This window comes from Intrasporangium sp. (assembly GCF_032907665.1).
Taxonomy (GTDB): Bacteria; Actinomycetota; Actinomycetes; order Actinomycetales; family Dermatophilaceae; genus Intrasporangium.
Genome location: NZ_JAJJPG010000096.1, coordinates 2429 through 14331, shown reverse-complemented (window position 1 = coordinate 14331; position 11903 = coordinate 2429). Strand labels below are relative to the sequence as shown.

The window sequence follows — 11903 nt, the reverse complement described above, 5'->3', positions numbered from 1 at the left end:
CAGCGGATGCTGAAGTTCGCCTTCAACCTCACCGACGACGGCCTCATGGGCCAGCAGGTCTTCGCCGGCGAGGCGACGCGGCTCGCCTACATGACCGACGAGGCAGTCGAAGGCCGGGACCAGTTCCTCGAGAAGCGCGACCCCGACTGGACACCCTTCCCCTGGTATTTCTAGGTCGCGACGGCGCCGCAGGTCAACGGCAGTTCAGGGCTCCGTGCATCGAACCACTTCCCTGCTTCGCAGCGAATCGCTGCGGCGGGTGTCTGCGCCCTCCTAGCATGTCCCCGTGCGCTTCCAGGTCCTGGGGCCGCTCCACGTCTGGGGGCGCGGCGACCGCTCCCTCGAGATCACCAGCCCCAAGCACCGGGCCCTCCTCTCGCTTCTGCTGCTCGAAGCGAGTCGCGTCGTCTCCGTGGACCGCATCGTCGACCAGCTGTGGGGTGACCGTCCTCCGGCGTCAGCGACCGCGACGCTCCAGACCTATGTCTCCCAGTTGCGGCGCCTCCTCGAGCCGGGCCGCGGGCCGCGGGAGGCTCCCCGACTGCTCGTGACCCGGGCGCCGGGTTACGCGCTGCTGGCCGAGGACGACGTCATCGATGCCCACCGCCTCCCCCGCCTCGTGGCCCACGGAACGCGCCTGGCCGAGGCAGGAGAGCTCGACTCGGCGCTCGCCGTGCTCGACGAGGCGGCGGACCTGTGGAGGGGGGAACCCTATGCCGACCTCGACGCCACGCCAGCTGTGGCCGCCGAGCGGCAGCGGCTCGCCGAGCTCGTCCTCGCGGCCCACGAGCAGGCGGCCGGCCTGCGGATTCACCTCGGCCGGGCCGACGTCGCGGTCGCGGAGCTCGAGCTGTTGGTCGCTGCCCACCCGCTCCGGGAGCGGCTGTGGGCCAGACTCATGGAAGGGCTGTGGGCGACCGGCCGCCAGGCAGACGCCCTGACCGCGTACCGCCGATGCGCCCGGCTGCTGCGTGAGGAGCTCGGCATCGAGCCGGGGCCGGAGCTCGCCCGGGTCCACGAAGCGGTCCTGCGCCAAGAGCTGTCCCCGGCCCCGCCGCCCGGGCCACCTCCGTCGGCCGGTGCGATCAACGACCGTGCCGCGCTGGCCCCGGCGCCGCCCGAGCCGGCCCGGCCAGCCGGTCAGGGAGCCAAGGAAGCCGGGCGAGCGGCATACGGCACCGTCCTGAGTGCAGCTGACCGGTCCGCCGCGGGCTCAGACCCGGACTCGGAGGTGGACGGCCCCCGCGATCTCCGTCCCGGCGACCACGACCGCAAGCCCATCGTCGGCCGGGACGCCGAGCGTGACCTCATCCGGAGCGCCCTCGTCGGCACGACGCGGGGCGCCGGTGGCGTGCTCGTCCTCGAGGGCGAAGCCGGTATCGGCAAGACGCGCCTCGCCGAGGAGGCGACCGCGATGGCGGAGGCCCAGGGCTGGAGCTGTGCCTGGGCCCGGTGCGCCGACGATGCCGGGGCACCCGCCCTGTGGCCGTGGAGTCGGCTGCTCGAGCAGCTCGGGCTCGGTGGACTCCGCCTCGGCACGGACGATGACCCGGACCGGTCCCGCTTCGCGCTCTTCCAGGACGTCCGGGCCCGGCTCCAGGAGGTCTCGACCCGGGTGCCGCTCCTCATCGTCCTCGACGACCTGCAGGCCGCCGACGAGACGTCCCTCCAGCTGCTCACTCTCTTCGCGAGACACCTCGACGGGGTGCGGGTCCTCGTCGTCGTCACTGTCCGAACCGTCGGCGACGCGCCGTCCGGTCCCGTCCAAGAGTGCCTGGCCCGCCTCGCGAGCGCGAGGCACACCGTGCGGCTGTCGCTGGGCGGCCTTGCCGAGGAAGGCGTCCGGGAGCTGCTCGAGATGACGCTCGGCTCGGGTGGGGGTGACCTCGTCCGGCGCATCCACGCCCGCACCGAGGGCAACCCGTTCTTCGTGCGCGAGTTCGCGCAGCTGCTCCGGACCGGTCCGGGCCTCGACCCGGCCGCGTCTGCGCCCGTTCCTCCCTCGGTCCGCGAGGTGCTCGAGCAGCGGCTGGCCACCCTGCCTGCAGACACCCTCGACGTGCTGCGCATGGCCGCCGTGGCCGGACAGGAGGTCGAGCTGCCGCTGCTGCAGGCCGCCTGCGATCGGGAGGCGGGCCAGGTCGTCGACGCCCTCGAGCCTGCCCTGCGAGCGGGCGTCGTGGTCGAGCGGCAGCCCGGATGGGAGTGGCGCTTCAACCACGCCCTGATGCAGGAGACCCTGCTCGCAGGGATGAGTCGCCTCGAGACGGCCCGCCGTCACCGGCGAATCGGCGAGGCATGGGAGGCCCGCGGGCAGCTGCGGGCCATCGACGTCGGCCGGCTCGCCCACCACTTCCTCCATGCCGTCCCGGTCAGCGGTGCCACCCCGGCGATCCGGTACGCCTCCCTCGCCGCTGAGGCCGCCCGGGAGCGACTGGCGCATCCCGAGGCGGCCGAACACACGCGGACCGCCCTGCGACTGCTCGACCTCCAGCCGGCGGACACCGGACCCCAGCGGCACCGCCTGCTCGTCTCGCTCGCGACCGACCTGCTGCGCAGTGGCCTGCCCATCGAGGCCCAGGAGATCGTCGGCCAGGCCCTCGACCTCGCCCGCCGCCTCGACGACGGACAGCTCGTCGCCGAGGCCGCGGCCGTGTGGGGCCACGTCACCCTGTGGAACTGGCGGCCGTACGGCGTCGTCGACCACGACCTCGTGAGCCTCATCGAGTCGCTCCTGGACGACGCGCTGGACGAGCCGCTGCGGGCCAGGCTGCTCGGCACCCTCGCCGTCGAGCTCGCGTACAGCGACCGCCGGGACGAGGGCATCGATCTCGCCGAGCGCGCCGTGGGGATCGCCCGTGCCCAGGGCGACCCGATCCTGCTCGGCCGGGTCCTCAACAACCTCAGCATCGCCGCGTGGGGTGTCCCCGACGGCGTCGAGCGCCGGATGACGGCGGCGGACGAGTCGCTCTCCCTCGTCGGGCGCGGACTGCCCGCACGGACCGAGTTCCTCGCCCGTCTGCACCGAGGGCCGCTGCGCCTCCACCTCGGCGACGGAGCGGGCTTCGAGGCGGACCTCGCGGCGGCGCGGCGGATTGCGGCGACGCTCTCCGGCCCGGAGGTTCGGCCCCACGTCCTCTACCAGGAGGCGGGCCTGGCCATGCTCCGTGGGAAGTGGGAGTCCGTCGAGCCGCTCGCCCGTGAGGCCTTCGACCTGTTCGTGCAGACCAGCAGCTGGGGTGCCGCGGAGATGTGCTGGGGCCTGCACCAGTTCACCATCCGTCGGCGACAGGGCCGCGTGGCGGAATCCCTTCCCGCCCTCATCGACCTCGGGGACACGGGCATTCCGCTTGCGCAAGCCGTGGCCGTCGTGGCCGCTGCCGAGGCGGGTGACCCCCAGGAGGCGCGCAGGCTCCGGCGGCGATGGCCACACCAGCACCCGGTCGACTGGACCACTGACGCCCTCGCCGTCACCCGTGCCTGGGCAGCGTTGCTCCTGGGCGAGGACGTGGGGTCCACCTACGAAGAGCTGCTGCCCTACCGAGGCCGTCAGGTCGTCGTGGGCACGGCGACAGCCGTGTGGGGCTCGTACGACCTCGTGCTCGCGGACCTCGCCGCCGCCCTCGGGAAGGACACCGCGGCCCTGCACCACGCACGCGAGGCGCTGGCGCTCGCGATCGAGCTCCGCTCGCCCTGGCAGGAGGAGGATGCCCGGCAGCGGCTGACCACCCTCGCGGGGCTGGGGGACGTCACCGCGAGCGCTTGAGGCGCCTCTCGCGGCCGGCGGTGGGGCCATGCGTCCGGGCTCCAGCGGCCCTCAAGTGCCGGCCAAGAACGGCTCAAGCGGCGTGCCGCACGCTCGGTGCATGAGCCCGACCCGTCAGGTCGGCACCGACGAGAAAGATCACGCATGTCTCTCACCACGAGTTCCGCAGCGAGTCCCACCTCGCTCGAGATCCTCGCCAGACGGCTGGGCGGGGCCCTCGCCGTTCCCGGGGACGACACGTACAGCCGGCTCGCGACACCGTGGAACGTCGCCGTCCAGACCCGCCCCGTGGCCGTGGTCGAGGCCCGCAACGTCCAGGACATCGTCGCCTCGGTCCGGTATGCCGCCTCCGCGGGCCTCGCCGTCGCCGTCCAGGCCACCGGCCACGGCGTCGCGACGTCGATGGACGACACCCTGCTCATCCACACCGGCCGCCTCGACGAGTGCGTTGTTCACCCGGACGGCTGGGCTCGTGTCGGAGCGGGGGTCCGCTGGCAGCAGGTCATCGACGCCGGCGCGCGGCACGGTCTCGCGGGCCTGTGCGGCTCGGCACCCCACGTCGGCGTCGTCGGTTACACGACCGGCGGCGGGCTCGGGCCGGTGGCGCGCACCCACGGCTTCGCCTCTGACCACGTCCGGGCCATCGAGGTCGTCACGGGCGGCGGGGAGCTGCGTCGCGCAACCCGGGACCACGAGCCGGACCTGTTCTGGGGGCTGCGCGGCGGCAAGGGCGCCCTCGGTGTCGTCACCGCCCTCGAGTTCGACCTCCTGCCGATCTCCGAGGTGTACGGCGGCGCCCTCTACTTCGATGGTGCCGATGCGGAGTCGGTGCTCCACACGTGGGCGACCTGGTGCGCCGCGCTGCCCGAGGAGGCGACGACCTCGGTCGCGCTGCTGCGCCTGCCCCCGCTGCCGGGAGTGCCCGAGCCCCTCGCCGGTCGCCCGACGATTGCGGTCCGCTTCGTCTGGACCGGGGACCCCGCGCAGGGCGAGGCGCTCCTCGCGACCATGCGGGCAGCCGGCACACCGCTCATCGACGCCGTGAGCGTCATGCCGTATGCCGCGATCGGTGCCGTCCACGCGGACCCCGTCGACCCGATGCCGACGCACGAGGCCACCGACCTGCTTCGGGAGCTCCCCGCGGCAGCCGTGGATGCCCTGCTCGGTGTGGCCGGGCCCGCGACGGACTCCCCCCAGGTCATCGTCGAGCTGCGCCAGCTCGGCGGCGCGATCGCTCGGGACCCGCAGGTGCCGAGCGCCCTGTGCCACCGCGAGGCCGGCTTCCTGCTCAACGTCATCGGCGTGCTCGTTCCCGAGACCGTGCACGTCGTGCCGGCTCACGCCGAACAGGTCCGATCCGCGCTGGCGCCCTGGGCGACCGGTGGCGCGTTCCCGAACTTCGCACCGCATGAGGGGCCGGAGCGGATGAAGCGTTCCTATGACGCGAGGACGCTGAGCCGGCTCACGGCGCTCGCCGAGCGCTACGACCCGCACCGACTCTTCCGCGTCGGCCAGGTGCCGTCCCGGCCCGACCACCCAACCGCACTCGATCACACCAAGGAGCTGTCATGAGGAAGTCTGTCCGTGTCGCATCCGTCGCGATGGCCATCGGCGTCGCCGCCGTCCTCGGGGGATCAGGTGCCCAGGCCGTCCCCGGCGATGCCCCGGGTGCCCATGACCGAGCGGCCACCCAGGGGCTGGTGGCGCAGATCCGCCAGGCGGTCGACCCCTACACCGACGTCGAGGTGGCCATCGGGGACGGTTACGTCCCCGTGAGCGGGTGCGAGGTCTCGGACGAGGGTGGCATGGGGATCCACTACCTCAACCCCGCCCTGGCGGGATCGTTCGAGGTCGACCCCGCGCACCCGACCATCCTGCTCTACGGGCCGGACGGGGAGGGTGGCCTGAGGCTGCTCGGGGCGGAGTGGTGGCAGGCGAACATCGGGCAGGAGCGGCCGCAGCTCGGGGGTCAGCCATTCGACGGGCCGATGCCCGGCCACGGACCGGACATGCCCGAGCACTACGACCTGCACGTGTGGACCCACGTCGCCAACCCCGCTGGCGTCTTCGCCCCGTGGAATGCTCGGGTCACGTGTTGAACGCTCCGACATCGACATCGGGCTGCTGGTACTTCATCCAAGGAGGTTCTCGCCGCGGGTGACGTCCCCGCCCGGTTGCGGGGCACGATGGCGGTCGAGGGTCACGACCGGGTCCTCGAGAAGCGCGACCCCGACCGCAGTCCGTCGTGACAAGAGAGGCAGAGCCGGCCCGGTTCTGTCCCTCGCCATCGCCACCGGGATCTCCTGCCCGTGCCTTTTGCCAAATTGCACAGGCAGCCAAGCAAATTGGGCACCACCACAGGCCCCGCTGAGAACGCTCCAAGAGGTCGAGGGGGTGACGCTCGCCACTGTGGCGGACGCTCCCGACAGCGCTATGTTGGAAGGACTGGAGGTCTCCTCCATCGAGAAGGGAGGTGTCGACCTTGCGTAACCCCTTCACGCGGTCGAAGCACCCTGAGCGTCATGAGGTTCCCGATCGACCACCCGAGCAGGCCGACTCGCCGGGAGCAGTGGTCGGCGAGAAGACAGCCGACGACGAGGCCCGCGCCGACCATGTCGTCCGGATGCTCGAGGCTGCCGGGCCGTCCACGTTGGCAGGCCGGAGCGAGGTGCTCGCCGTGGCAGTGATCCATGAGCAGCCCCACCACACCGGCCGCAGTGACACCGAGATTGCGTCCCTGTTCCTCGACCAGTACAAGCAGTCCGGATGGGTGCCGCAGGGCCTGGCCGTCACCGCTGGGACCCCGGTCGCGATGAGGCATCTCCCTGAGGTCTCCCGCCGGACCCAGTCAGACATCAACCGGCAGCTGGCGGAGATCCTCGTGGAGCTCGCCCCGGGCGCGGCCGTCGAGCAGTGCGCGGCCATCGGGTTCTCCGGGACGAACCCGGCAACCGGCCTGACCTTCTTCTCGGTCCTGGCCCGCTGACCGGGCCGGCCCCGGAGGCAGCGGCGGTGGCAGCACAGGAGGTCTCAGCCAGCATCCTGCTCCACCATCCGGTGACGGGCGTGTGGGACTTCCTCACATCGACCGGGACGTGGGCTCAGTGGTGGTGGGGCGAGGACGCCTTGGTGAGAGTCGACCCTGCCTGGGGTCAGGGCGCTCACCTCGTGTTTGCCTCAGGCTGGTCGCCACCGGTGAGCCAGTGGGACCCACCACGACTTCTCGCCTTCGGTGGCCACCGGTTCGAACTGACCGACGTCCACGGCGACACGCTGCTCCTGTGGACCCATGCGCCCCGCCCCACTTCCGTGGGCCTGGACCTTCTTCCCGGTCTGGCCGAGGAGATGTCCGCGCAGCTGCACGAGGAGCAGCAGGGCTCGCTCGCCCGCCTGGCCGAGTCGCTCGAGGCATCGGCTGCGACGATGGGGCCCGGCTTCGCCCCGGCTCAGGCGGATCAGGGCGCGCACTCCCCCTCTGCCCCCGAGGTGTCGGACCTCGCGCCTCGGCAGATGCGGGTGTTCGTGTCGTCCACCTTCAAGGACATGCAGGTGGAGCGGGATGAGCTCGCGCGGCGAACCTTCGTCGAGCTGCGCCGTGCCTGTGAGGAGCGCGGTGTCGGCTGGGCAGACGTCGACCTGCGGTGGGGGATCACCGATGAACAGCGGGCGGAGGGAGACGTGCTCCCTGTCTGCCTGGCAGAGATCGACCGATGCCGCCCCTACTTCATCGGCATCCTCGGGGAACGCTACGGGTGGGTGCCGAGTCCCCAGCCCGAGGGCTCGGTGACCGCGGACCCTCACCGCGCCGGGGACGCCGGCAGGTCCATCACCGACATCGAGATCTGCCACGGCGTGCTCGACCATCCCGAGACCGCCCCGACCGCCTTCTTCTACTTCCGCGACCCGGGGTACGTCGACGTGCTCCCGGCCCCAGTTCAGGAGGATCACCGTGAGGGGCCGACCGAGGACGATGTGATGCGTCACGGCCAGGTCGAAGCGGAGCGCCTCGCCGCTGACCGGCGTCGACGCCTCGCTGACCTGAAGGCGCGCATCCTCTCCTCCGGGCTGCCGGTCACCCAGTACCGCGAGCCGCGGGAGCTCAGCGCCCTGGTGTCCCGCGATCTCAGTGCTGCGCTGGACCGGGCGTTTCCGGTTGAGTCCGCACCGACGACCCGTGAGCGGGAGAACCTCATCCACCTCGCAGCGCTTCGGGAAGCCGGCCGCGGCCACACCGCCCGACCCGAGGACCTGCACCGGGTGACCGAGCGGACGAGTGGCGACGGCGCTCCGCTGGTGGTCATCGGCCCGACCGGGTCGGGCAAGACGGCGCTGCTGGCCGACTGGGTGGCAGCCAGACAGCGAGACCATCCGGACGAGCGTGTGATCACTCACGTCGTCGGCGCCTCTCCGCAGAGCGCTTCCTGGGTCGCGATGCTGCAGCGTCTACTGGGCGAGCTCGCCCAGGGTCTTGAAGCCGTGGTCGAGATCCCCGACGAGCCACGTGCCGTCCAGCGGGCCTTCGCCGCGGCCCTCCACACGGCGGCCGCCCATGCTCGCTGGGTCGTGGTCATCGACGGGCTCGACCAGCTCGAGGACCATGACGGAGCGTTGGACCTGCACTGGTTGCCGACCACGGTCCCCGCGGGCATCCGGCTGGTCGTGTCGACGTCGCCGGGCAGAGTCGAGGCCGAGCTGCTCCGCCGTGGCTGGCCCAGGCTCACCGTCGAGCCGCTCGACCAGGAGGAACGACGCCGTCTCGTCCGCGACCATCTCGCCAGGTACGGCAAGTCCCTCTCCGACGCACAGCTCGAGAAGATGTCCGCGAACATCCAGATGGGCAGCCCGCTGTTCGCGACCATCCTGCTCGAAGAACTCCGGCTCCACGGTGACCCGTTCACTCTCGACGAGGCCATCGACCGTCACCTGAACAGCGAGGGGCTCGCGAGCCTCCTCGACCAGGTGCTCGGCCGTTTCGAGACGGACTACGAGCGCGATCGTCCCGGACTGGTCGGAGCGGCATGCTCGCTGTTGTGGGCGGCACGTCGAGGGCTGAGCGAGGGCGAGCTCCGCGACCTGCTCGGCGCACCCGGTCAGGCTTTGCCCGGCAGGGTCTGGTCCCCCTTTCGGCTGGCTGCCCTTCACCTGCTCCCGGACCGGTCCGACCGGCTCGTCCTCGCTCACGACGCGGTCCGTCGCGCTGTTGAGACTCGCTACCTTCCCTCAGTGGAGCAGCAGCAACTCGCGCACCTCGCACTCGCCGAGTACTTCCAGGGTCGAGAAGCAGGGCCACGTCGGGCCGAGGAGCTGCCGTGGCAGTACGCGCGTCTGGGCCGCTACGACGACGTGGCCCAGTTCCTGGGCGACCTCGATGCGCTCCACGAGACGTGGCAGGCGGACGCCCGCGACGTCCGGCGGTACTGGGCCGCGGTCGAGGCACATCACCCCGGCTTGATGACGGAGACGTACCGCTCCAGCGTCGAGACACCACCCGAGTCCACAGAGCGCGTCGAAGTGCTCGCCACGCTCCTCTGGAACGCCGGACACCTGGACGAGTCCCACCGCCTGCGCCAGACCCTCACGGAGCGTGCCCGCCGCCGCGGCGACCCGCTCGCAGTGGCGGTCACCCTCGGCAACGAGGCCCACGTCCTCCAGCGGCAGGGCGCGTGGGACCGAGCCCTCGCCCTGTACGAGGAGCAGGCGGACATCGCCCGCCGACACGGCCACCGCCGGCCCCTGGCCGTCGCGCTGGGCGGCCAGGCAGCGATACACCGCAAGCGCGGACGGCTCGACCGGGCGCTGGCCCTGCTCCGGGAACAGAGCGCGCTCCTGCTGCGGCTCGACGACCAGGCCGGCATCCAGGGGTCCCTCGGTGAGCAGGCCCAGGTGTTGTTCGAGCAGGCGGCACTCCCCGAAGCGTTGTCACTGCGACGCGAACAGGAACGACTGTGCCGCGAGCTGGGCCACGTCGACGGGCTCGCTCAGGCACTGGAGGCGCAGTCGGTCATCCTGTTCCTGCAGCGGGATCTCGCCGGCGCTCTGAGGCTGAGCCGCGCGGCCGAAGAGACCTTCCGCGATCTCGGGGACCGGGCCGGGCTGGCCACGGTCCTGGCCAACCAGGCGCTGGTCCTGCAGCAGCAGGGCGACCTCGACGGCGCCCTTTCACGCCTGTCGGAGACCGAGCAGCTCTGTCGGGCGATGGGCGAGCAGCAGGACCTCGTCGTGGCACTGCAGGGCCAGGCGGTGATCCACGGTGATCGCGACGACACCGACCGTGCGCTGGCTCTGCTGGTCGAGGCGGAGGGCATCTGCCGGTCACTGGACTTCGGCGTGGGACTGCTGGCGACGCTGTCCAACCACGCACGGGTGCTCCTCCAGCGCGGTGACACAGCCGCAGCCCTCGACCTGTTGCTGGAGGCGGAGGCGCTCGGCCGCCGACTCGGCAGCCCGCGACCGCTGGCCGAGTGCCTGAACCTCAAGGGCGCCGCGCTGTTCCGGCTGGGCAGGACGGCGGAGGCGGAGATGGTCTTTCGGGAGGTGCGCACCATCGCGGAGGTCCACGGACTGGCACCGAGGTGAGCGGGACACCGTCGCTGACGGACACCTTGCCCTTGGTACGTGTGACCGAAGATGTCGGTATGCCGCTGGGCGAGCTCCCGCGGCACACCGACCATCTCCAGGTGGCTCGGTTCAGCCGGCCGAGGGCGCGGAGCCGCCGGTGTCCGGACGCGAGAGCTCCTCGGTCGTCCGGCCACTCAGCTCTTCCACCGAGGCCCAGCGGGTCGACCCGTCGCGCAGGGTCAGGGTGGCGCCAGTGATCTCAGGCGCCGTGAGCGCGTTCTCCCGGGCCTCGGTCGTGGGCAGGTCCGGCCACCAGGCCGCGACGTGACCGTTGCGCACAGTCGCCGTCACCGGGCCTTGCGCCACCGAGTCGAGGACGACGCCGACGACCTGCGGCCCGACGCGACCGGTGACTCCGCGGATGCTTCCCGCAGGCGTGCTCGTGACCGCCCCCAGTGCGAGGCGCACGGAGTCCTCGGGCACCGGCGGCTCCACGGGGGAGGCAGCCGTTGCCATGCTGCCGGTCATGCCAACGACCCGCCCGCCCTGCACGTAGCACGTTGAGGAGCTGGGGCTCGGGGCACGGTCGGTCAGGAAGACGAGGATGTAGGACCCCCGCGCGTCCGAGATGACCGGACGCATCCGCGACCGGTCGACACCCTCGACCGGCGAGGGGTCGTCGATCACCTGGTCCGTGCAGGCCTGCTCTGCCGAGTGGAGCAGGTCAGCGGAGACCGGCTGCGGTGTGGCGCTCCAGGCGATCGCCTCGCCGCCACCGTAGAAGTTCGGCACCGCGATGGAGCCCACGGTGATGACCGCAGCGACTGTCGCGACGGCAAGCGAACGGCGCGCCAGACGTCCCCGTGCCGACGGCGATGCAGGTGTCGGTCTCGACGGGGCGTGGTCCCCGGCGGACTCCTCAGCGGGTGGGTCCGGGGCTCGCGACTGGAGGACATGGTTGAGCACGGCCTGCGCCCGTGGGTCCCGACGGGCATCGAGCCCCGTCGACTCAGCGGCATCGAGGTCACGCAGAGTGCTTTCCAGGTCCTCGAAGCGGAGCTTCCTCGTGGTGGTGTTCATGATGTGCTCCTGGAGGTTTCGGCGGCGGGAAGGGCATCGCTCGCTTCTCGGGGCAAGGAGTCGGTGAGGGCCCTGAGTGCTTGTCTCGCCCGGTGCAGGCGCAGCCGATAGGCCACGGGTGAGATACCCAGGACGCGCGCCGCTCGCGGCGCGTCGAGTCCGTCCCACACGCTGAGTGCCAAGGCTTCCTGGTGCGTGGCGGAGAGACGACTCCACGCTCGTTCGACATCGAGCCGACGGGCGACGAGCTCCGGATCCAGCATGCCCTCGCCCTGTCCGAGTTGGTTCTGGGCGATCCTCACGGCCACGGCCTGCTGGCGAAGCTCCCCTCGCCTGCCGGACAGAAGGGTCAGCCGCGCCACCCCGAAGAGCCAGGCGCGCGCGTCGTCCGGCTCAGCCGGGATGTCCGCGAGTCGGCGCCAGGCGACGAGGAAGACCTCGGAGGCGATGTCCTCGGCGTGAGTCGGGTGGACGCGACGTTCGAGGAAGCGCAGGACGG

The 11903-nt window shown here is 71.8% G+C and carries 7 protein-coding genes and 1 pseudogene; 6 read left to right on the top strand and 2 right to left on the bottom strand.

Translation table 11 applies throughout. The annotated features are described in order from the left end of the window. The 6 genes and pseudogenes from LOY02_RS13760 to LOY02_RS13735 all read left to right on the top strand — a co-directional run. Positions 1-174 (top strand): annotated as a pseudogene (locus LOY02_RS13760) (1,4-dihydroxy-2-naphthoyl-CoA synthase); the annotation flags it as partial. A 112-nt stretch (positions 175-286) separates the two neighbouring features. Next, complete coding sequence (locus LOY02_RS13755; protein WP_317182930.1) at positions 287-3766, top strand: BTAD domain-containing putative transcriptional regulator; 3480 nt, start codon at positions 287-289, stop codon at positions 3764-3766. 144 nt (positions 3767-3910) lie between these two features. Continuing rightward, a complete protein-coding gene (locus LOY02_RS13750; protein ID WP_317182929.1) occupies positions 3911-5338 on the top strand; it encodes an FAD-binding oxidoreductase in 1428 nt (475 codons plus the stop codon). Beyond that, complete coding sequence (locus LOY02_RS13745) at positions 5335-5865, top strand: hypothetical protein (protein WP_317182928.1); 531 nt, start codon at positions 5335-5337, stop codon at positions 5863-5865. The genes LOY02_RS13750 and LOY02_RS13745 overlap by 4 nt, the downstream gene beginning before the upstream one ends. 383 nt (positions 5866-6248) lie before the next feature. After that, complete coding sequence (locus LOY02_RS13740) at positions 6249-6752, top strand: hypothetical protein (RefSeq protein WP_317182927.1); 504 nt, start codon at positions 6249-6251, stop codon at positions 6750-6752. 26 nt (positions 6753-6778) lie between these two features. Further along, a complete protein-coding gene (locus tag LOY02_RS13735; protein WP_317182926.1) occupies positions 6779-10342 on the top strand; it encodes a tetratricopeptide repeat protein in 3564 nt (1187 codons plus the stop codon). 111 nt (positions 10343-10453) lie between these two features. Here the strand turns inward: LOY02_RS13735 and LOY02_RS13730 are convergent, their stop codons facing one another. Next, positions 10454-11404: a hypothetical protein gene (locus LOY02_RS13730; protein WP_317182925.1), complete on the bottom strand. Its 951-nt coding sequence runs from the start codon at positions 11402-11404 to the stop codon at positions 10454-10456. After that, the coding region (locus LOY02_RS13725) for a sigma-70 family RNA polymerase sigma factor (protein WP_317182924.1) at positions 11401-11903 on the bottom strand (503 nt) is incomplete at its 5' end. The genes LOY02_RS13725 and LOY02_RS13730, both read right to left, overlap by 4 nt.